The sequence below is a fragment of the Terrisphaera buseokensis genome (genome assembly GCF_047521145.2).
Classification (GTDB): Bacteria; Verrucomicrobiota; Verrucomicrobiia; order Opitutales; family Opitutaceae; genus ER46.
The window spans coordinates 6,283,429-6,305,130 of the sequence record NZ_CM134186.1 but is presented as its reverse complement, the minus strand read 5'-3'; the positions used below and the strand labels follow the sequence as shown (position 1 = coordinate 6,305,130).

Below are 21,702 nucleotides of genomic sequence, written 5' to 3'. Positions count from 1 at the left end.
GGGAAACCACGAACTACACGAAGAGCTGAGGCGACGGCAGCGAGCTTAACGCTTGAAGCCCGCCGCGGCAATGTGCTGACGGAGAAAAGCGTGGCCCTTCTCGGCGATCTCCCACGCGGGCGAGAATTCGCGCCAGACGTTAATGGCATTGGCGAAGGCCGGGTCGGAGCGGCTGAAGGCTTCGATGGTCAGCCAGCCGTCGTAGCCGACGCCGGCGAGTGTGGTGAGGGCTTCCTTGAAATTGACGTGGCCGCTGCCGGGCGTGCCGCGGTCGTTCTCGCTAAGGTGAACGTGCACGAGCACGGGTGCGATCGTGGTGATGGCGTCGACCTGCGTCTTCTCCTCGATGTTGGCGTGGTGCGTGTCGAACATCGCGCGCACGTTCGGATGATTCGTCAGCTCCACCAGCATGCGGAGCTGAGCCATCGTGTTGCAGAGATAGCACTCGAAACGATTGAGCGCCTCGGGCACGAGCATCACGCCGGCCTGCTTCGCGTAGTCGCCCGCGGCGCGCAGGACCTCGGCGCTGCGCTCGTATTCATCGCGCTGGATGTCCGCGCGCGTGAACGTCGCGAACGCCGAGTGAAACGGACCGCAGAGCAGCTTCGAGCCGCAGTCGACGGTCCGGTCGATGTTCCACTTCAACAGATCGACGGCCTTCGCGCGCACTGCCGTGTCCGGGCTGGCCGGATTCGCGTCGGCGCCGACGATCGTGACGCACGTGATCCCCAGGTTCAGATTCCCCAGGAGGGTCTTGAGCCGCTTGTACGCGGCCGGGTCCTGCTGCCCCATGCAAATCTCGATCCCATCGTAGCCGATTTTCTTCAGCCGCTCGATGTGCGGAAAGAAGTCATCCGAGATCGACGCTGTCCAGGCGAGCAGGTTGAAACCGAGTTGGGGCATTTGGGGGAGTGAGTTGAAAGTTGAAGGTTGAAAGGTGAAAGAGCTTAAAACGAAACCACACCGAGGGTCGGGCGAAAGGCCGGCTTGGCGGCTGGCTGTTCTTTCAACTTTCACCCTTCAACTTTCAACCAGCCTGAGGCGGCTGCCGCCTCAGGCCTTCGTCTGCTTCACCTTTTCCCAGCGGCGGGTCTTGGCGGATTTCAGCACGGCGTCGGTGACGTAATCGGTGGCGAGGCCGTCCTTGAAATTGGGCGTGCAGCCCTTGCCGCTCTCGAGGCCCTGGACGAACTCGACCATCGCGTGGACGAAGCTGTGCTCGTAACCGAGCTGGAGGCCCGGCACCCACCACTTGCCGCAGTAGGGATGATCGCCGTCAGAAACATGGATGCTCTTCCAGCCGCGCTCCGGACCGGCGTCGCTGTAGTCAAAGACCTGCAGCCGGTGCAGATCGTGCAGATCCCACTTCAGCGACATGTTCTCGCCGTTCACCTCGAACGTGTAGAGCGCCTTGTGGCCGCGGGCGTAACGCGTCGACTCGAAGAGACCGAGTGAGCCGTTGTTGAAGTGACAGTGGAAAATGCAGGCATCGTCGATGCCGACCTTCTGCACCTTGCCGGTGAGGTTGTGTTTGCGCTCCTTGACGAACGTCTCGGTCATCGCGCTCACGTCCTTGATGCCGCCGTTGAGCCAGAGCGCGGTGTCGATGCAGTGCGCGAGCAGATCGCCCGTGACGCCGGAACCGGCGACGTTGACGTCGAGACGCCAGAGTCCCGTGCCGCCCTGCGGCAGCTCCGGATTGATGGTCCAATCCTGGAGGAAATTGGCGCGGTAATGGAACACGCGGCCGAGCTTGCCGGCGTCGATGAACTGCTTGGCGAGGACGACGGCGGGGCAACGGCGGTAATTATACCAGACCATGTTGGCGACGCCGGCCTTCTCGACGGCCTTGAGCATTTTTTCCGCCTCTGCGCCGCTGCGGCCGAGGGGTTTTTCGCAGAGGATCATCTTGCCGGCCTTGGCGGCGGCGATGACCTGCTCGGCGTGGAGGTTGTTCGGCGTCGCGATGTCGACGACATCGATGTCGTCGCGCGCGATGAGTTTCTTCCAGTCGGTCTCGATCGACTTGTAGCCCCACTTCTCGGCGAATTCCTTCACCTTGGCTTCGTCGCGACCGCAGACCGCCTGCGGGACGAGCTCGTAGCTGGAGGGGAAGAAGTGGTTGACCTGATGAAAGGCGTTGCTGTGGGCGCGGCCCATGAAGCTGTAGCCGATGAGTCCGATGCGAAGTTGTTTCTTGGCCATGGGGAAAGTTGGAAAGGAATTTTCGAGACGGTGGTGTTGGAGAAGGGAGAAAGGAGAAGGGAGAAGGAACAGGCCGGAGGAAAACCTGATCTGGAGATCGATTCCTCCTCCTTTCTCCCTGCTCCCTTCTCCGACGCGGCGAAGCCGCGTTAAGCGACCCAGCCGTGGTTTTTGCGGACTTCGATCATCGCGGAGAGGATGTCGTTCCACGTCTGCTGCTTCATCAGCACTTCATTCGGGAACATGCAGCCGTCCCAGCAAATGTGCTTCATCTTCTTCGTGACCTTGCCGGCCTTGTCGCGGAGCCAGTAGCCGGAGTCGCGGGCGATGTTCAACTTGCCCTTCGGATCGGTCGCGACGCAGTGGCGGCCGGTCTTCTCGTGATCGCCGGTGCCGTGCACGGTGCCGTCGTTCTGCGCGACGTGGAAATCGATCGTCCACGGGCGCAGGGCGTCGGTCAGCTTCGTCATCGCTTTGTGGAATTCGGCCGGCTCGTAGTGATAATTCTTCGGCACGATCCGGTGCGCCTCGGCGTTGGCCCCGAGCGTGTAGAGGTGCGTGTGCGACATGTCGGCTTGGAAGCCGACGACCTTGGGCATGCCGGTTTCCTCGAGGAGGTTCACCATGTGCTTCCAGCTGTGCATGCCGCCCCAGCAAATCTCACCCTCGGCGGCGAGACGCTCGCCTTCGCCCTTCGCGATCTTGCCGGCTTCGCGGAAGGACTGCGCGATCAGTTTCGTCGTGCCCTTGGGATCCTTGTCCCACGCGGTCACGCTCGTCGCACTGTCGATGCGGACGATACCGTAGGGGCGGACGCCGAGCTCGCGGAGTTTCTTGGCGATGCGGATCGCCTTGCGCACGTGCGTGACCCAGTTGGCGCGGGCCTTCTCGTCGCCACCGGCGGCGGCGTCGAACCACACGGGAGCGACGACGGAGCCGACGACGAAACCCTTGGCCTTGATCTTCGCGGCGAGGGCCTTGATGCCGTCGTCGGAGATATCGATGTCGGTGTGCGGATTGTAGAGAAACAGATCGACGCCGTCGAATTTCACGCCGCCCACATCGGCTTTGGCCGTGAGGTCGAGCATCGTGTCGAGATCGATGAACGGTTCCGCGCCGGGACTGCCCTTGCCGACGAGGCCGGGCCACATGGCGTTGTGTAGTTTGGGGAAGTTATTTTCGGACATGGGTAACGAAGGATGAGGGTTGGAAGAGCGGGGGAATGAACCACAAAGGCACAGAGTTCACAGAGGAAGGCAGAGGCTTCTCTGTGTCTTTGTGCCTTCGTGGTTTTCTCAGAATTTGTTTTGGCGATACGCGCCCATGGCCGGCGCGTCGGGGTTCACTTCGGGGCCGAAGTAACGGAGGCATACGAGCGGCTCGGTGCTGCTGGTGTTCTCGAACGTCACGCCCGCCTTGGCGCCGTCCTCGGTGCAGAAGTATTCGTCCTCGGTCAGCTCGTGGAAACGAATGAGCTTCGGACTCACGAGCGGCTGGCCGTTGATCTTGCCGCTGCCTTGCACGCAGATGAGGCCGTAAGCGCCGGTGTCGGTGATCGTGGCCTTGGTGCCCGGATCGACCGTGAGTTCCTTGGCGGTGAAGAGCTGCTCGCCGTCGACCTTGCCGTAAACGATCCAGCGGTCGACATAGCCTTCCTTGCGCGTGTCGGCGACCGGGACGGGCTCGAGGTAGTGGTTGTCCTTGAAGTTCGGATCCACGTTCTTGTCCCAGTCGAGCTGGTCGACGATGAAGTCGATGTCCTGGTGCTTGCTCTTGGGCATGTCCTTCACGAGGAGGCTCCACGGCACTTCGCGGCCTTCGACGAGATTCTGGTACATGCCGAAGACATCGCTGCCCCACTGCGGCTCGTAGGTGCAGAGGCTACCCGGGGCATGAAGGATGCAGGGATCGATCAGCCAGCCGGAGCCGGGCTTCAGGCGGTAGGCTTTCGAGAGATCAAGGATACCGTTGTCGCCCTTGTTCCAATTCTCGATGCACTTCCGGACCTGCGCCTTCGTCGTGCCGGGCTCGAAGCCCATGAACGTGTACGGGAAATTGTTGCCGACGTTGTTGTGCTGGGGCGGGAAGTAGTACGACTCCGGCTTTCCTTCCTGGCCGACCAGTTTCGCCTGCTTGGCGTTCTGATGCATGTGGTGCGGGATCGGTCCCATGTTATCGAAGAACTTGGAGTACACCGGCCACTTGCCGTACTTCTTCCAAATCGATTTGCCGACGAGCGTCGCGCCGCATTCCTCGACCGCCTGGTGCAGGGTGAAACGCTCCTTGCCCACGACGCAGTAGCTGAGGCCTTCGTCGGCCGCGCGGCCTTCGTTGGCGGTAACCGTGGTCGACGCAAACCAGCGTTCGTCGATGCCGCCGCGGTTGAGACCGTAGGCGTAGGTGTCATCCGGGTGCAGCTTGATGCGCAGGCCCGGCTGGAGAAAGGAACGCGGCACCCAGGCGGGCGCGAGACGCAGAAGGCCGCCGGAATCGGCGAGGGCCGCTTCCACGCGGCTTTTTACCTTGGATTTGATCGTCTTGAGGTCGTTGACGGAGGGAATCGACATGGAGCGAAACGGGTAAACCGGACGACAGGTGCGACCGGCGGGATGGGGGTTCGAGTGACCGGGGAAAAGAGCGTCCATCCTAACCGACCCGGGACGCCACCGACTAGTAGGCGGGCGGCGAGTTTTGGTGAAATTCCGTCGGGGAAACGCGGAGTGCCGGCGGGTAAAGGTGGAGCAGGAAGCCAGGAAACCCGGAGAACGGAGGAAGACGGGAAGGGGACGATGACTGAGAATTCAGCAGCCCGGAGGGGATTGAGGCGGACGCCAACAACTCCGAAAGCCAGGGTGCGTGGGAATCTAACCAGGCAAATTCAAAAGCCAGGGAGCCAAGAGTCTGATTCCTGGCTTTCTGGCTTTTGAATTCCCTGGCCTCTTTCCTTCGCCTTTCTGGCTTCCTGGTTTCCTGCTCCACCTGGCTTGATATCTTCCTACTGCCTCACCGCTGCTGGTAGCGGGCCCGATACGCGCGCGGGGTTTCCGCCATGAACTTTCGGAATTCCTTCGTGAAATGGCTCTGGTCGGCGAAGCCGAACTCCGTGGCCACCTCGGCGAGCGATTTCCGCGAGAACACCAGCGCGCTGCAGCTCATGCGCACGCGAAGCTGGCGAATGTAATCGTGCGGCGACGAATTGTACGCGGCGTGGAACTGACGCTCGAACGCGCGCACCGAAAGCCCGCAGGCCTTCGCGAGGTCGTCGTTGGTGATGCGGTCCGCGTAGTTCTGGCTGATGAAACGAATCGCCACGCTCAACGGTGAGCCGGCCGGCGTGGCGGGCGCGGTGGCTTCGCGCTCAGCGACCGGACGCGTCACTCCCGCCGTGCCGACAATCCGGCTGTGGGCGTCGCGCAACGGCACTTTCGACGTCACGCACCAGCGCGCGGTGTGGTTGAAGCGGCCGACGAGCTCGACGCGCGACAGGATGCGTTCGCCGCGCAGCACGCGTTCGTCGTCGATCCGATATTGGTTCGCGAGCACTTCACCGCAGAAGTCGTAGTCGGTCCGACCGATGAGCTCCGCGCGCGTTTTCACGCCGAAATTCAGCAGCAGCGCGACGTTGGCCCACTCGTAATGGCCCGCCTCGTCCTTCATCCACATCGGCGTGTCCTCGAGGTAGTCGAAAAGCTCGATGACCTCGGGCGGGGCCGCGCCCATCCGGCTCAGAGTCGCGAGCATGTTGTCGTCGGGCGAGGTCATCTCGCGGTACAAAACCATGCCGGCGGTGCCGACGCTATCCGAAAACCCCGCGTCATTGGGCCGCAGCCTGCAATGGAATCAGCCCGGACGTTCGGACGTTTACTGGCTGCCCGGGTCCGTCGCCTCGCCAGCCAGCACGCGTTTGAGTTCCTTGAAGTCGATCGGCTTCGCGAGGAGTCCATCCATGCCGGCCTCGCGACAGCGAACCCGATCCTCGGGAAACACATTCGCCGTCAACGCCACGATGCGCGGACCGCGCGCCGGGCTGAAGTGCTGGCGGATGGCCTGCGCGGCCTGGCAGCCATCCACCTCGGGCATGAGCAGATCGAGCAGGATCAGATCGTAGCTGCGCGCCTTGGCGGCTTCGATGACGAGCCGGCCGTTCTCGACGACATCCGGCGCGAAGCCGCGATCACGCAGGTAGTCTTCAATCAGCATCCGGTTCTCCGGTTGATCCTCGGCGACGAGAATCCGCAGCGTGGGGCGGTTGAACGGCACGGGCGTCTCGGCCGAGACCGGCGGCGCGGCCGGCCGCAGTTCGGCGATGGGTGCGCGCACCGTGAAGAAGAACGTCGAGCCACGTCCGGGCTCGCTCTCGAAACCGATGTCGCCCCCGAGCAGTTTCGCGAGCCGCTCGCAGATCGCGAGGCCGAGGCCCGTGCCGCCGAAATTACGCGTCGTCGAGGAGTCCACCTGGCTGAACGGTTTGAACAGCCGCGCGCGTCGGTTGGCGGGGATGCCAATGCCCGAGTCGGCGACGGTGAACCGCAGCAGGCACGGCGCGCCGGCTTCAGTCGCGGGCGCGACCAGCTCGGCATTGACGCGGACAAAACCCTGCTTGGTGAACTTAAGCGCGTTACCGACGAGATTCATCAGGATCTGCCGCAGCCGGTGCGGATCAATTTTGACGTATTCCGGCATGTCCGGACGGCGCGAGGTCTCGAGCGTGATCCCCTTCGCCCGCGCCCGCTGCTGAAAAATCGACGCGATTGCATCGAGCAATCCCGGGATCGAGACGGTCTCCGGCAGCAGCGAAAGCTGGCCCGCCTCGATTTTCGAGAAGTCGAGGATGTCGTCGATCAGGCTGAGCAACGACTCGCCCGCGGTGCAGATGGTGCCGGCCCAGACCTTCTGGTCCGGCGTGAGCGGGGCCTCGCGGAGCAGATTGGAAAAGCCCAGCACCGCGTTGAGCGGCGTGCGGATTTCGTGGCTCATCACGGCGAGAAACTCGCTCTTCGCGCGGTCCGCCGCCTCGGCGCGTTCCTTGGCCACGCGCAGTTCCACCTCGGCCGCCTTGAGCGCGGTGATTTCGACGCAGGATGAAATCACCTCGCGCACGACGCCGTGCTCGTAGCGCGGACGCATCAACGCGAACACCTCCACGCCCGTGCGGGCGTTGCGATAGGAGAACGCGGTGTTCTGGCCCGACCAGGCGCGCTCGTACGCGGCGTTGATCTCGGCGACGTTTTCCTCCGCGGCGACGTGCTCGACCGTGAAACCCTCGACCCGCTCCGGCGTGAGATCGAGCCGGCGCGCGAGTTCACCGCGACAGAGCGTGTGCAGAAACCCCTGCGGCGTCCGGCGCACGCACAGGATCATGCCCTGCTGCGACGACAGCACCTGCTGGTAATACTCGTTGATGGACGCGAGCTGGCTCTCGCTGTCACGCCGCAGGCGCTCGTTCGCTTCGGTCAGCTCGGTCGATACAACCTCGAGCGTGTGTTCCAGCTGCCTGCGATCCTGCTGCAACTCGTCGTAGGCGCTGGCGATGGCCGCGATGAGTTCCTGCCACGCCGGATCGGTGGGATCGACCCGGGGCCGGAACTTTCGCAGCTGGCGTGCGAGCAGCGCATTCAACCGAATCAGGCCTCCTCGGAAAACGAAGTGAGGGTCATCGTCTGATTGTGCAGGTCGCAGCTGTGCGTGATGCCGCTCGGACAGATCTCACCGTAGGAATAGAAGCCGACCGCGGGCGTGTCGCCGCCCAGCTGGGCGAGCACCGCCTCGACCTCCTCCTCGATGCGCTGCCCCATGACGAGCTTGCGACCGACGCAGCTCACCATCACGACGAATCCCGTCTTGCCGGCGATGGCGGCGCCGATGGCGTTGCCGGCGGCGACGCCCGCACCGTCGACGAGTGCGTTGTGCCCGGCCTTCATCAACCGGACGTAGTGTCCCTTGGGGATGTCGCCGGCGAAGGTCAGCGATTGCTGGGCATCGTCGATGGCGAGAATGGAGCGCACCAAACCCTCCTTGGCATCGCGGTCCGGAAGGAGGTAGAGCGGAAACAGCAGGCCCGAGGCGGGCAGCTCGGACGCGCGGTCGCCGAGATAGCGTTTGTACAGCGCCAGCGCGGGTTGGTCGTCGAGTTCGTACAGGACGTTGCCCGCGGACTTGGTCACGAGCCGGCGCGGACCGAACGCCTCCCAACCGCCGGCGGAGCCGTAACCCACGTGCAGGTGATCGCCGTAGAAGCCGATGGCGACGATCCGATGGGTGCCGACGTCGGCGCCCAGGCCGACGACCGTGCGCTGAAACCGGGCGTCATCGCCGGCCAGTCCGCCCGTGACGGATACACCGGCGGTGAGAGTGGAACGGAAGCCGCGTGTCATCGGCGTGCCGTTGACGTTCAGCCCGTCGCTCAACACGAAGATGTGCTGCAAGTCCGGCGCGTCCAACCGCCGGCCGAGCGCAGCGGCGGCGTCAAAGCTTTCCGCGGCGGAACCGAGGTGAATCATTTCCGCGCGGACGCGGCTATGGTCAAAGGTCACGCAGAGGGCCGCGATGGAGTCGTCGCGCACGGAGCAGCCAAAAATTTCCCCCGCAGTGCTGCAGCCGGCCACCACGGCCTGGGGAAACCGCGCGGCGAGTTCGCGCAACGGAGTCGTCTCGCCTTCCAGGCGGGCGATGTTGCCAAAATAAAGTACGAGGTGGGCGTGGCCCGGATCGGCATTGCCGGGGCTTCGCCACCCTTCCTTCGCCGTCCAGCCCAACAGGGTACTTCTCACCTCAAACCTATCGGCGCAGGGCGCGACACCTTGAGCCGCGGGTCAGTTTTCCGAGCGAGTAATGTTACTCATCCCCTTCGGGGTGAACGGGCCGGGAGGGATCGCCGGAGCGGAGCCTACTCGAACGCCATGCGGGAGTTCGTCTCGAGGTAGCGGGCGATTTCGGCCGCAAACACCTCGCCGAACTCGGCGCGCTTCTTCTCACCCATGCCGGGGATGCCTTCCATCTGATCCGTGCTGGCCGGGTAGTGCCGGGCCATGGCGCGGAGCGTCGTGTCGCCGAACACGATGTACGCGGGCACGCGGCGCTCGTCGGCCAGCGTCTTGCGCAGCGTGCGCAGGCGCTCGAAGAGGATTTCGTCACAGGCGATGTCGCCTTCGCGGCGGGTCGTGACGCGCCTGGCTTTGGGCAGGTCCATCGGCTTCGTCAGCGTAATGGGTTGCCGGGTACGCAGCACGTTCATGCCGGCCTCCGTGAGTTCGATCGTGGCGAACTCGCCCTCGGCGACGGCGATGTAGCCGAGCCGCATGAGTTCGCGGCCGACGGCCGCCCACGCCGGACGCGGGAGATCGCGGCCGATGCCGTAGGTGGTCAGGCGGTCGTGCCCCCACCGGCGGATCTTCTCCGTGTCGGCGCCGGTAAGCACCTCGGTCAGGTGATTGATGCCGACGCTGAAGCGGCTGTTCTGCAGGATGCGATACACGCACGAGAGGAATTTCTGTGCGGGAATCGTGCCGTCGTACGTCTCGCGCGGCTCCGCGCAGTTGTCGCAGGCGGCGCAGTTCTCGAGGGGAAACGTCTCACCGAAGTAGCCGAGCAGTTCCGTCCGGCGGCAGGAGGCGCTCTCGGCGTAGTGGACGATCTGCCGCAGCTGCGCGCGCGCGATCTGTTGTTCCTTCTCGTCGGTGATCTCGTCTAGGAAGTGCGTCTGCTTGGCGATGTCGCCCGCGCTGAACAGCAGCAGGCAGTCGCCCGGCAGGCCGTCGCGGCCCGCGCGCCCGGTCTCCTGATAGTAGCCCTCGATGTTCTTGGGCAGATCGTGGTGGATGATCCACCGGACGTTCGGCTTGTTGATGCCCATGCCGAACGCGATCGTGGCGCACATGATCCGCGTGTCGTCGCGCAGGAACTGCTCCTGGTTGCGGGCGCGTTCGGCGGCGTCCAACCCGGCGTGATACGGCCTCGCGGCGAAGCCGCGGCCCGCGAGCGCCTCGGCGGTGCGTTCGGCGGTGGCGCGGCTGGCGCAGTAGATGATGCCGCTCTCGTGTTCGCGCTTGCGCACGAACTCGATGATTTGCTTCAGCGGCTGATCCTTCGGCACCACGCGGTACGTGAGGTTGGGGCGGTTGAAGCTGGCGACGTACACCTCGGGCTGCCGCAGCTTGAGGTGGTTGATGATGTCGGTCCTGACTCGAGCCGTGGCGGTGGCCGTCAGGGCCATCACGGGAATGTCGGGCAGCGCCTCGCGCAGCTTGGCGAGCTGGCGGTACTCGGGCCGGAAGTCGTGGCCCCATTCCGAGACGCAGTGGGCTTCGTCGATCGCGAGCGCGGTCACGTTCCACTTCTTCAGGTTCTCGGCCCAGCCATCGAGCAGCAGCCGCTCGGGTGCCGCGTACAGCAGCCGGTATTCGTTCCGGTGCAGGCCGCGCAACCGCGATCGCGCCTCGTCGGCATCGAGGCTGGAGTTGAGAAATGTCGCCGCCACGCCGCTGGCCTGCAGGGCGTCCACCTGGTCCTTCATCAACGCGATCAGCGGCGACACCACCAGCGTGAGGCCGCCGCGCATGAGCGCGGGAATCTGGAAACACAGCGACTTGCCGCCGCCGGTCGGGAGCAGTGCAAACACATCCCGCCCGGCCAGCGCCGACTCGCAAATCTCGCGTTGCAGCGGCCGGAAGGTCGCGTAGCCGAAGGTGCGCTTCAGCAGCAAGTCGAGTTCGGACGTGGCGGTGGACATGGAGCACGGGAGTTAGCCGCGCGCCCCGGTGCAGGGCACGGAAAATCTTCGCCGGATTCCGGGGCGCCACATCGGGCGTGAAATCACGCCCCACCGCGTCTGCCGGCGCGCTCGTTTGCGAATGTTTTACCCGCCATAGGGTGTTTCGCCTGACGTCCCGGCCGATTGAAACAGATGTGCGTTATTGGCTGATCTGTCGCGCCTGGCTGCTGGCCGTCGCCCTGCCACTGCTGTCGTCGGCAGCGGAAGGGACCGTGCTGGGCCCCGGGGCGTCGCGGGAGCATGTGCTCAACACGTTCGGACCGCCGAGCGGACAGTCGAAGCTGGGGTCGAAGGAAATCCTCACCTATCCGCAGGGTCGCGTGACCCTCAATGGCGGCCGGGTAGAGCGCATCGAATTCAAACCCAACGTGCCGTGGCCGTCGGCACCCCGGCGCGCGGCGGAGCCGGCCGAGGCAACGGCTGCGGGACCGCGCCGGGCCGCGACGCCGGCGGACGCCTGGCGCGCAAATTTCGACGAGGCCGGCCGGGAGGCCACGCGCCGTGGCGGAAACATCATCGCGCTGTTCACCGGCGCGGACTGGCAGGGGCGCGGATCGCCGTTGCACGACGACGTGATCCTTCATCCGGAATTCGCGCGCGTCTTCGGCGCGGCGTACGCGTTCTTCATCGCCGATCTGTCCGATCAGATTCCGGCGTCCCCCGCCGAACGCGAACAGCATCAGGCACTGCGTCTCCGTCTTGGCATTACGGTGTATCCCACGCTGCTCATCCTCTCGCCCGCGGGCGAGAAGCTGGCGAAGATTGATGTCGCGCGGCCGGAGCCGGGCGGCGCCTTTCGCGCGCAGGTGATCGCGGCCTTGCGCGACGCTCACGATCTGCTCGGCCTCGCCCCGCTGCCGGCGGGCACCGAGCGACCGGCGGCGGGCGGCGCGCCGGGCCGGGGGGCGCCGAGTGCGGCGGCGGGTCTTTTTTCCTCCGCCGGACTCGCGCTCAAGGCCCTGGCCGTGGGCGTGGTGGCGGCGGCCCTGCTGTTTTGGTTGGTGTGGCGTGATTGGATCACGCCCCCGCCGCTGCCGAAGGCGGTGGTGGTGTCGGCGCGCATCGATGCCGCGGCGAGCGGCCTGCCGCCCTACGAGGAAATCATCGAATGGTCGCGCGAGCGCGTGCGGGCCGTGGCCGTGCGTCTGGCCGAGAGCGACGGATTCCAGGTGCAAACGATGCCGCCCGATGGCGAAAAGGATCTCGTGCTGCGGCGCGAAGGCGACGACCACCCGCGCGCCTACGTGTGTTGCGCGTCGGGCAACGCCGGCATCATCACCGTGCGGCGGCTGCGGGAATTGTTCGGCATGATGACCGCGGACGGCGTGCCCACCGGCTGGTATTTCGCGCCGTCAGGCTTTGCGGCCGAGGCGAGGGAATACGCGATGAAGCACCGCGTGTTGCTCTTCGACGGTCACCTGCTGCTGTCCCGGCTCGGCGACATGGGGCCGATTGCGCTGGAGAAAGTCCTCGAGAAGAGCGCCTGACCGCGTGAGTCGCGCGAGATTCTCCGCCCGCCTTTGGGCCTAGCTGCCGTTCGCGCCGGTTTCCATCGGCTGCGGCCGCGTCGGGAAGCCCGCGTAGTGCCGGCCGGGCAGCAGCCGCTCGTGTTTCATCACGACACTGTGGGCCGCGACCCGGGTGCGCGCGCCGACTTCCGCGCCGTAGAGCAGGACGGCGTTGCGCCCCACCGAGGCCTCGCGCCGGATGATCACCTGGTCGATCTTCAACACCCGATCCTCGAACGTATGCGCCTGGAACATACAGTCGACCGTCGCGCCGTCCTCGATCGTCAGCATGTCCGGATCGGGCAGATCCTGGGCGAAGCCGCCGCCGAGAATGACGCGCCGGCCGACGCGCACGCCCATGGCGCGCAGCAACGGACTCAGCAGGAGCGTCCCGCCCAGCGCCGCGGTCACTCCGGGCGCATAATAACTCCACGCCATGCAGACAAAGTCCCACCGGCTCGCCCAGCATGACCACAGCGCGTGCGTGCCTTTTTGCACGCGGCCGAGGAGCGACCACTTGATCGCCACGGCCAGCGCCACGAGCGACGCGATCGCACCGACGCTGATCGCCGGAACCACGCCGAGAATAAAAAGTGGCAGCGGCACCACGCCCGCGGTGGCGTTGAGCGCGACAAACCACAACGGCAGCACCAGCGCCGGTGCCACGGGCAGCGCGAAACGCAGCAGCTCCCAGAAAACCCGGTTCAGGTAACGCAATGACGACGGTGCGTGCGTGAGCCGGTGATCGCACGCGATCACCTGGCGTTGCGGCAATTCGAACGGCGGGTGCCCGAACCACGCCGTGCCGGAACGGATGCTGGTTTCGTCCGCGATCGTGCAGACACCGATGAGAATGTTGTCGGAGAGTTGCTGGCCGCCGGCGATCACGACGCCGTTGCCGAGAAAGGTGTTCTCTCCCAACTTCACCGCCGCGATCGCCACGGTGCCGCGATGCACCCGTGGACCGGCCAGATAGATGCCATCGGCGCAAAACGTGCCGGCGCCGATCTCGACCATCTCGGGCACCGTATCGATCAATCCGCTGATTTCGCAGCCGCGGCCCACTTTCATCCCGGCCACCCGCAGCCACGTCGGCCAGAACAACGTGCCGTAGAGCCAGCGGCCGCCCGCATCCACCAGGCCGGTCTTAAGCCAGACGCGCACGTAGTCGGGGCTCCAGCGACTCATGACGCCCGCGGACACGCGGCCCATCAAGCGGCAGGCGACGGCTTGCATCACGACGGTGAGCGGAGTGACGAGCGCCGCGAACGCGATCGCGGCGAGCGCGATCGGCAGAGTGAACGTGGGACTTAACAGCCACCGGGTGACCTGTTCGCTGCCGATGCCAGCGCCCGCGGCCAGCGCGACCGCCAGCAATTCCGCCGGTGCGGCGAGCACGAGCAGCAGCGCGAAGCGTCCCGTCAGCATGCGCACACCCGCGGCGCGCGGCGAAAGGATGCGTTCCCCTTTTCTGATTTCAGGGGCGTCGGGCGCTGCACCCGCCGCATGCGCGGGAATCCCGTCCCAGCGTTCGCCGGCGGGAATCCTGCCGCCGCGCGAAAGCGACGACCACGCGGTCAGGTAGGCGCGGGGACCGACGTGCGTGTTGGCACCCACGCCCGCGTGAATGTCGAGTGTGCTGCCCGCACCGAGCGTGATGCGACCGACGATGATCGCACCGTCCTCGAGTTCGACGAGCCGGATGGTGGCGTCCTGACTGATCGTGACGTCGTCACCGATCTCCAACAGGTCCCAGCCGCCCTGCAACAGATCGACGCCGCGGTGCAGGTGCACGCGTTGACCGATCGTCGCGCCGAGCGCGCGCAGGGCCGTGCATTGGAACTCCGTGCCCTCGATCACCCACCACGGCACGCTCTTGACCGCCTGCTGGACGATCCAGTTGCGCACGTAGAAGCTGCCCCAGACCGGCGCACGCAGCGGCACATAGCGACCGATGAGGAGGCGCTTGAGCCGCACGGCGGCCAGCAGCGAGAGCGGTACGTAGAGAGCGAGCCCGAGAGCTGCGACCACGGGTGCAAAGAACACGAGCGGCAGCACGCCGACGATTGGCGTCACCTGCGGCAGAATCAAAAACGCCCCCACGTAGGCGGTCACCGATCCGACCACGACGCCCTTGGCGAGCCAGAGTGTCTGGAGCAACGTCGCGAGCGCCGGCTTGCCCGCCTGCGTCCGGGCTGCTTCCGGCGGCGCCGGTGCGGCCACCGCGCCGTCGCTGGCGCGCTGCGCCAGTTCGGCGATCGTGCGCGCCTCGTAGAGATCGCGGACTGTCAGCGAGGCCGTGGCTGGATCTTCGCGGAGCAGCGACGTGACGACCGCCGCACTCAATGAATCGCCGCCGAGGTCGCGGAAAAAATCGTCGTGAATCGAAATCGCGGTGGAAGCTTCGAAGACCTTGGCAAACACGCTCGCCAGCGTGCGTTCGAGGGCGTTGCGCGGTGCGACCACGGGCCGCGCGGCGGCGGGGGTGTCGTCCGCCAGCACCGGCAGCGCGCGGCGGTTGATTTTTCCACCGACGGTGCGCGGCAGCTGATCGAGCAGACCGAAGCGCGCGGGCACCATGTACACCGGCAGCACTTTCCGCAGCACCAGGGCGAGTTGATCCAACGCTGGTGGCGAATGCGGATGCTCAGGCACGACAAACGCGGTCAGCAACTGGCGCGCGCCTTCGCCCTGCACGTGACACGCCGCTTCGCGCACGCCGGGAATCTCGGTGAGCCGGGCTTCAATGGCCTCGAGTTCCACGCGATAGCCGCGCAGTTTCACCTGCGCATCGATCCGGCCGCGGTAGAGAAAGTGACCCGATGGCGTTTGCTCGACCAGATCGCCGGTGCGATAGATGCGACCGAGCCGGGCGTGCTGGGGAAATTTTTCCGCGGTGAGATCCGGGCGGCCGTGGTAGCCGCGAGCGAGGCCGACGCCGCCGAGACAAAGTTCACCGGCCTCGCCGATCGGTACCGGCTCGAGCGCGTCGTTCAACACCCACGCGTCCAACCCCGGCACCGGCCGGCCGATGGAAATCTCGCCGTCGGCGGTGATCGGCGTGCGCAGCGACGTTACGGTGCACTCCGTGGGACCATAACCGTTTTCAAGGCGCCGACCCGGCGCCCAGCGTTTCGCGACGTCCGGCGGCAGCGCTTCGCCGCCCACGTAGAGCAGCCGCAAATCGGGCAGGGCTGTGGCGGGATCATTGCACCCCGTCGTGCGCAGCAACGTGGGCGGTGGGCACAACACCGTGATGCGTTCGCGCCGAAGCCAGGCGACGAGATCCGGCCCGAGCCGCGCGGCGTCATCGTCCATCACGACGAGTGTCGCACCAGCCGCGAGGGCCAGCCAGGTTTCCTCAATCGATGAGTCGTAGGCGGCGGACGAACCCTGGGCCACGCGATCGCGCGGGGTGAGTTTGAACTCGGCGAGATCGGAGCCGACGAGGTTCGCGATGCTGCGGTGTTCGATCATCACGCCCTTGGGGCGGCCGGTCGTGCCCGACGTGTAGATCACATAGGCGAGCGAATGCGGCGCAAGCCACGCCGGCGCGGCCAGGGCGGGCGTCGCCCGCGGGTGCGAGTCGAGGATCGTTTCCGCGATGAGAATGCTGGTGCCGCTGGGACGGAGGGCGTCGAGTCGTCGTGCGCCCGCGGCACTGGTGATCACCGCGACCGGGCGCGAATCCGCGAGGATCTCCCGGACCTGCTCGTCGGGGAAAGAAGGATCGATGCAGGCAAACGCAGCGCCTGCCTGCAGGATTGCCAGCTGGGCGCCGAACAGCAGTTCGGACGTGCGCGGCAGGAGCACGGCCACCATGCCTTCGCCGGTGACCAGCGGATGCAGCGCGTGCGCGAGGACGTTGGCCTGCTGGCGCAGCGCGTCATAGGTAATGACGCGACGGACGGGGCGATCCGGCCCGGGCGGCACGTCGATGGCCGGATGTTCGGGCGTGCGATCCGCCGCGCGCTCGAAAAACGAATGCAGCAGGTGAAGTTCCACGCTGCGTTGCGCCGACCGAACGGAATCCGGTGCCACCGGACCGCTCATGCCGTGACCGGCATCGCGACCCCGGGTGAGATGGGATCGAGATGGCGGAGCAGATGAGCCGCGAGGCTGGGTCGCAGCCGTTCCTGGTCCTGCCGGGACAGATACTTGAATCCGCGCACCGTGCCGTGGCAGCGGGGGCTGCCACACCGGCAGGCGAACGGCTCGGCCATGTCATGCTCGGTGGAGTTGTAGTTGAACGTGACGTCCTCCCACCGCTGGATCGTGCGCACCGCGACCACGTCGCGACCGCGGATGGCCGTGTTGGGCTCGCAGCCGTGGTTCATGAACCGCCAGAAATAACGATCGAGCACCTCCTCGGTGCTGTGGCTGTGGTTCAGATCGATGTGCAGGTTCTCGCCGATCTGCACCGAATAGCGCGAGGGCCGGTGCGTCTTCTCCCCTTCGATCTGAAACATCCTTTCGCCGGGGGCGACCGTGCGCAGCGCGATCAGGCGGAACTCGCCGCCGGAGCGTACGACGCCGACGATGCCGGAAAATTTCGACTCAGCCGTGGGTGTTGTGCCGGGGGTAAGCGGCCGGGGTTCAACTGCGGAAAACGTGACCATGCCCCACCTTGTAGCAGGGCAATACGCGTATAGGAATCCGCTTTTTCAACGGATTGAATTTTCTTTCGGTGACCGCAATCGACCGCCGCGATCGCTTGCGGGGTGTCTCCTGCGTATCAGAAATCAGGATGCAACGGCATTTTCTCCTATGCGGCGGCCGTGCTCACGCGTCCGGTGGCGCGATTCGTTTCGAACCAGTCCGACGGCGCGGCGTCATCGTCGAACTCGGGGCAGGTCTTCGCGATCAACGAACGAAGGTTCGCCCGCGCGCGCGCGATGCGGCTCTTGACCGTGCCAACGTTGATGCCGAGGGCGCTCGCGATCTCCTCGTACGAGCGGTTCAGCAGATTGCGATGACGCAGGATCTCGCGATGACGCGCATCGAGCTTCTCCATGCACGCGGTGACGAGCGCGGAGAACTCGCCGTTGGCCGCGGCTCGCGCCGGCGTGGGCGCATCGGTGGCGACAACGTCGGCGAACGTCACGGAGCTGTCGTCCGTGAGCGCGCAATCCAGCGACACGGTGGCGTGCCGGCGGCGGCGGAAGAAATACCAGTACCGGTTGCGCGCGAGATTCACCACGATGCGATGCAGCCAGGTGGCCAGCGAGGAATCGCCGCGGAACCGCGGGAGCGCGCGGTGCGCACGGATGAAGGTGTCCTGCGCGATTTCCTCGGCGTCCGCCCGGTTGCGCAGCAACGAAAGCGCGATCGCGAAGATGCGCTCACGATGGCGCGTCATGATCTCCACGAAGACGGATTCCTCCCCGGCGTTGAAGCGCCGCACCAGTTCCGCATCGTGCAGCGCCTCCCGGCGCGACGCGGCCGATTTTTCCGCACGTTCACTGACTGCCGGCTGATCCGAACCCTGGGTCGGAAGTAGGAACGAAGGGAGCGAGAGGGACGGTGCGATCATAAGGTGAACGGGTTGTAATCCAGGCGCCAGGACGTGGCGCTGGCGCGTTCTGCTTACCTTGACGCGTGCCAACGCCGTCCCCGCAGTCTTAAGCGCATTGCAGCATGCGGCTTAGGATTTCGTCCGTAAAATCTCCCATGGCTCAGGCGGGGGCTTCGGTCGTGCAAGGTGCGGGATCGGGCGGCGGGCTCCGTGCATCCTGCATCGCCGCCGCGCCGTGCGAACGCCGACCGGAGCGGGGGCGGGTGAATGTTACGTGTGCGTAAAGTCCGGTTGCGGGCGGGCCGCAAGGACTTGACCTCCATTTTGGCCCGGCTCTAGCTCGACCGTTGCAGTTGTGCCGGCAGCAAGGCCGACACCGGGACAAACCAGCTACACACACCATGATGAAACTATCGAAACTGTTGAATCGAATGCTTTGCGGGGCGATGGCCCTGCTTTTTGCGGCGGCCCTTCATGCGCAGGTTGTGACGTCGGGCATGACCGGAGTGGTCCGCGATCCGTCGGGCAAAGCATTGGCCGGTGCCACGGTGACCGCAGTGCATGTGCCGACCGGCACGACCTATCGCGGCACCACGAACGAATCCGGCCGCTATAACTTTCGCGGCATGGTCGTCGGTGGTCCGTACACGGTGGCCAGCTCGGCCGGCGGGTATCGCGCGGCTGAAAGGAAGGATGTCGAGACGCAGCTGGGCTCCGACATCGATGTGTCCTTCGGCCTGCAGGCGACGGACGTGGTGACCCTCGAGAAGTTCGTCGTGGCGGCCGCTCCCAACGAACTCGACAGTTCCGCCGTGGGTGCGGGCAACGTGTTCGACAGCGCTCGGCTGGCTTCGAAGCCCACCACGCAGCGCTCCCTCGCTGATTTGATCAGCGCGTCGACTTTTGTGACGCTGCGTTCGCTTTCGGGTGATCGCGAAGAGGCTCAGATTACGGCTCTTGGTCAGAACAACCGCTATAACTCGATTCAGATCGATGGCAGCCGCATCAACGATCAATTCGGACTCAACGGCACCGGCCTCGCTTCATTCTACAATCCGCTCTCGCTGGACACGCTGGAGCAGTTGTCCGTCCAGGTTTCCCCGTACGATGTCCGCCAGGCGGGTTTCACCGGTGCCTCGATCAATGCCGTCACCAAGCGCGGAACCAATCAGTTCCGCGGCTCCGCGTATTACTATTTCAGTGGCGATCATTTCGGCGCCCTGCAGCTGCAGGGCGAGGACGTGGCGACCCGCGCGACGTCCGGGGTCAAGTTTGTGCCGAAGCTGGAGCGTATCACCAAGGGTGGTACCTTGGGCGGCCCGATCCTCAAGGACCGGCTTTTCTTCTTCGTCAACTACGAGAAGTTCGTTCGCACCGCGCCGCCGAGCACAACGGGAATGACCGGCGTCGACGCCACCCAGCTTGCATCGATCAAGAGCGCGTTTGCCGCCTACAACACGGCGTCGGGCAAGAGCATTCAATGGGGCGATTTGGGCGGCGCGGCGTCGAATGTTTCAAACAACGAAATCTTCCTCGCCAAGCTCGACTGGAACATCACCTCCGGGCACCGCGCCTCGGTCCGTTATTCCAAGACCAAGGGCCTGGTGCCCCAGTTCGGCAGTTTTGTCAGCACGACCCGCACGATCACCAGCACGGTGCCGTCGTTAAACGCCAACGCCGTGACCGCGTTTGACAGCAATTTCTATTCGCAGGAACGACAGGAGAAGAATCTTACCGCGCAGGTCTTCAGTCAGTGGTCCCCGAACCTGAAGACCGAGATCAAGTTCGGCACCGTGGAGCAGCCGCAGATCACGCCCGTGAACACCATTGCGCCCGAGGTTTCGATTTACGGTGTGACCGGACTGACCCGGAATAACGTCGCGACCAATGGCGGTCTCTTGGTGGCCGGCACCGATCTGAATCGCCAGGGTAACGAAATCGGCGTCGAGACGAAACAGTACAGCGCGGTGGCTGATTATCTTTTCCGCAATTTCGTGTTCACCGGCGGCTACGAGCGCGAATACACCGACTACTACAATCTGTTCCGTTCCGGCTCCTACGGCCAGATCACCTTTGCGAACGTGGCCGACTTTGTGGCTGACCGGCCGGCCCGCATTGATCGGACGGCGTATGACCCGAAACTGCGGCCGGTGGGCGACCTCTCGGATTTTGCGACCAACGGCGTCTTTGCCCAGGCCAAGTGGAATGTGAACTCTCGCCTCAATGTGAACTTTGGCCTGCGCTACGAGTTCTCGGAGACAGAAAAGAAGCCGGCGTTGAATCAGCAACTGCTGAACGATTCCGGGTTCCGCAACAATGGCACGCTCGACGGCCAGAGCTACCTCTCGCCGCGCCTCAGCTTCAACCTGGCCCTCGAGGAGGAACGCCGCACCCAGCTGCGTGGTGGCGTCGGACATTTCGTGGGACGCGCTCCCTGGGTGTTGTTCTCGAATTCCTACAACAACATCGGTGCGGGCAGTTTCGCGCTGATTGGCCAGAATAATCCCGGACAGGGCTCCTTCGCGAGCTACCTGCGCACGTTTGATCCGGCCAACCCGATTGGCACCGGCACGGACAATCCGTCGCTGCGTCGTCAAATCGACTTCGCGGACCCCGGCATCAAGCTGCCGTCCGTCTGGCGTGGGAACATCGCCATTGATCGCCAGCTGCCGTTTCTTTCGAGCACGCTCACGATCGAGTTCATCCATACCCGGATCGATCAGGCGCTGTTCATCACCAACGAAAACATCCGGGCCACGACCTTGGGCGCGGACGGACGCCAGCGCTACGCCGGCAACCCGAGCACGCTGGCCAATGCTCGTTTCGGTGCCTTCACCGATATCTACCGGCTCAAGAACGTGAGTGCGGGTTATTCCAGCTACGGATCGATCTCCTGGTCGCGCCCGATGAAGAACAGCTGGGCGTTCGATGTGAGCTACACCCGCGGTCGCTCGACCGAGGCGCAGGCCGTCGGCCAGACCACCGCCTCCGGCCAGTGGCAGCGCAACGTGATCTTCAACCAGAGTGTCGTGGAAAACGGTACGTCCGACTTCGAGATTCGCGACCGCGTGCTGGTCGGCGCCCGCCGCGAGTTCCGCTTCTGGAAGAAGGCGAAGACGCTGATCTCGCTCAGCTATGAAGGTCGCAGTGGCAATCCCTTCAGCTGGATCTACGCGAACGACCTCAACGGCGACGGCCAGTCCAACGACGCCATTGCCGTGCCCAGCGGTCCCAACGACCCGCGTTTCGACTTCAGCGGCCTGACGGCAGCGCAATCCGCGGCGATGTTTTCCTTCATCCAATCCAGCGGCCTCTCGCGCTACGCAGGTGGCGTCGCGCCGAAAAATTCCTACCGGCAGCCGTGGGTCAACAAGCTGGATCTGCACGTCTCGCAGACGATCCCGCTGCAGGTTCGCACGTTTGAACTCGAGGTCTTCGCCGACTGGATCAACTTCGGTTCGTTCCTCAATAACCACCTCTTCAATTACTATGAAGAGGCCTTCCGGCAGACGAATGATGTGTTCCGGCGGCAATTCATCGGGCAGGCCAGCTACAGCGCGACCGGTCTGATCCGCCCGACGTCCTTTAGTCCGGATTCGTTCGTCTACGACAACACGATGTCCCGCTGGCGCATTCAGTTCGGCGCCCGGTTGAGGTTCTAAGGCGTCGGACGTTTGCTTCGCTCGTTTAGGAAACCAGCGGCC

Annotated in this window: 13 protein-coding genes; 2 read left to right on the top strand and 11 right to left on the bottom strand. The window is 64.9% G+C overall.

Annotation, left to right across the window (positions count from 1 at the left end; genetic code table 11):
* Positions 1 to 45: 45 nt before the first annotated feature.
* The 8 genes from ACLJEU_RS23755 to recQ form a co-directional block, all read right to left on the bottom strand.
* Positions 46 to 903 carry a sugar phosphate isomerase/epimerase family protein gene (locus ACLJEU_RS23755; protein WP_414664034.1) on the bottom strand — a complete coding sequence of 286 codons (858 nt, stop codon included), beginning with the start codon at positions 901 to 903 and terminating at the stop codon, positions 46 to 48.
* Between the two features lie 150 nt (positions 904 to 1,053).
* Positions 1,054 to 2,205, bottom strand: a complete 1,152-nt coding sequence (locus ACLJEU_RS23750; protein ID WP_414664035.1) for a Gfo/Idh/MocA family protein — start codon at positions 2,203 to 2,205, stop codon at positions 1,054 to 1,056.
* Positions 2,206 to 2,354: 149 nt separating this feature from the next.
* Positions 2,355 to 3,392, bottom strand: a complete 1,038-nt coding sequence (locus ACLJEU_RS23745) for a TIM barrel protein (protein ID WP_414664036.1) — start codon at positions 3,390 to 3,392, stop codon at positions 2,355 to 2,357.
* Between the two features lie 108 nt (positions 3,393 to 3,500).
* Positions 3,501 to 4,772, bottom strand: coding sequence for a hypothetical protein (locus ACLJEU_RS23740; RefSeq protein WP_414664037.1), 1,272 nt, complete (start codon positions 4,770 to 4,772; stop codon positions 3,501 to 3,503).
* A gap of 436 nt (positions 4,773 to 5,208) precedes the next feature.
* Positions 5,209 to 5,967: a helix-turn-helix domain-containing protein gene (locus tag ACLJEU_RS23735; protein WP_457795298.1), complete on the bottom strand. Its 759-nt coding sequence runs from the start codon at positions 5,965 to 5,967 to the stop codon at positions 5,209 to 5,211.
* 99 nt (positions 5,968 to 6,066) lie between these two features.
* Entirely contained in the window at positions 6,067 to 7,824 is a 1,758-nt protein-coding gene (locus ACLJEU_RS23730; RefSeq protein WP_414664039.1) for an ATP-binding protein, read from the bottom strand.
* 5 nt (positions 7,825 to 7,829) lie between these two features.
* Positions 7,830 to 8,975, bottom strand: a complete 1,146-nt coding sequence (locus ACLJEU_RS23725; RefSeq protein WP_414664040.1) for an FIST signal transduction protein — start codon at positions 8,973 to 8,975, stop codon at positions 7,830 to 7,832.
* Between the two features lie 116 nt (positions 8,976 to 9,091).
* The gene (recQ, locus tag ACLJEU_RS23720; RefSeq protein ID WP_414664041.1) at positions 9,092 to 10,933 is read right to left on the bottom strand and encodes a DNA helicase RecQ; all 1,842 of its coding nucleotides are present in this window, start codon (positions 10,931 to 10,933) and stop codon (positions 9,092 to 9,094) included.
* A gap of 140 nt (positions 10,934 to 11,073) precedes the next feature.
* Between recQ and ACLJEU_RS23715 the strand changes: the two genes are divergently transcribed.
* Entirely contained in the window at positions 11,074 to 12,462 is a 1,389-nt protein-coding gene (locus ACLJEU_RS23715) for a restriction endonuclease (RefSeq protein ID WP_414664042.1), read from the top strand.
* Between the two features lie 39 nt (positions 12,463 to 12,501).
* Here ACLJEU_RS23715 and ACLJEU_RS23710 read toward each other — a convergent pair whose 3' ends face one another.
* The 3 genes from ACLJEU_RS23710 to ACLJEU_RS23700 all read right to left on the bottom strand — a co-directional run bounded on the left by ACLJEU_RS23710 (position 12,502) and on the right by ACLJEU_RS23700 (position 18,016).
* Complete coding sequence (locus ACLJEU_RS23710) at positions 12,502 to 16,536, bottom strand: non-ribosomal peptide synthetase (protein ID WP_414664043.1); 4,035 nt, start codon at positions 16,534 to 16,536, stop codon at positions 12,502 to 12,504.
* Positions 16,533 to 17,102 carry an SET domain-containing protein-lysine N-methyltransferase gene (locus ACLJEU_RS23705; RefSeq protein WP_414664044.1) on the bottom strand — a complete coding sequence of 190 codons (570 nt, stop codon included), beginning with the start codon at positions 17,100 to 17,102 and terminating at the stop codon, positions 16,533 to 16,535. Before ACLJEU_RS23705 ends, ACLJEU_RS23710 begins: the two co-directional genes overlap by 4 nt.
* 146 nt (positions 17,103 to 17,248) lie before the next feature.
* Positions 17,249 to 18,016, bottom strand: a complete 768-nt coding sequence (locus ACLJEU_RS23700) for an RNA polymerase sigma factor (protein WP_414664045.1) — start codon at positions 18,014 to 18,016, stop codon at positions 17,249 to 17,251.
* A gap of 428 nt (positions 18,017 to 18,444) precedes the next feature.
* On the opposite strand from ACLJEU_RS23700, the gene ACLJEU_RS23695 reads away from it, so the two are divergent.
* Positions 18,445 to 21,660, top strand: a complete 3,216-nt coding sequence (locus tag ACLJEU_RS23695) for a TonB-dependent receptor (RefSeq protein WP_414664046.1) — start codon at positions 18,445 to 18,447, stop codon at positions 21,658 to 21,660.
* The last annotated feature ends 42 nt before the right edge of the window (positions 21,661 to 21,702 follow it).

What these genes read in the sequence shown, in the direction of transcription:
- ACLJEU_RS23755 (WP_414664034.1), bottom strand. Translation starts at nt 903, where the DNA reads ATGCCCCAACTCGGTTTCAACCTGCTCGCCTGGACAGCGTCGATCTCG.
- ACLJEU_RS23750 (WP_414664035.1), bottom strand. Translation starts at nt 2,205, where the DNA reads ATGGCCAAGAAACAACTTCGCATCGGACTCATCGGCTACAGCTTCATG.
- ACLJEU_RS23745 (WP_414664036.1), bottom strand. Translation starts at nt 3,392, where the DNA reads ATGTCCGAAAATAACTTCCCCAAACTACACAACGCCATGTGGCCCGGC.
- ACLJEU_RS23740 (WP_414664037.1), bottom strand. Translation starts at nt 4,772, where the DNA reads ATGTCGATTCCCTCCGTCAACGACCTCAAGACGATCAAATCCAAGGTA.
- ACLJEU_RS23735 (WP_457795298.1), bottom strand. Translation starts at nt 5,967, where the DNA reads ATGACCTCGCCCGACGACAACATGCTCGCGACTCTGAGCCGGATGGGC.
- recQ (WP_414664041.1), bottom strand. Translation starts at nt 10,933, where the DNA reads ATGTCCACCGCCACGTCCGAACTCGACTTGCTGCTGAAGCGCACCTTC.
- ACLJEU_RS23710 (WP_414664043.1), bottom strand. Translation starts at nt 16,536, where the DNA reads ATGAGCGGTCCGGTGGCACCGGATTCCGTTCGGTCGGCGCAACGCAGC.
- ACLJEU_RS23705 (WP_414664044.1), bottom strand. Translation starts at nt 17,102, where the DNA reads ATGGTCACGTTTTCCGCAGTTGAACCCCGGCCGCTTACCCCCGGCACA.
- ACLJEU_RS23700 (WP_414664045.1), bottom strand. Translation starts at nt 18,016, where the DNA reads ATGATCGCACCGTCCCTCTCGCTCCCTTCGTTCCTACTTCCGACCCAG.
- ACLJEU_RS23695 (WP_414664046.1), top strand. Translation starts at nt 18,445, where the DNA reads ATGGCCCTGCTTTTTGCGGCGGCCCTTCATGCGCAGGTTGTGACGTCG.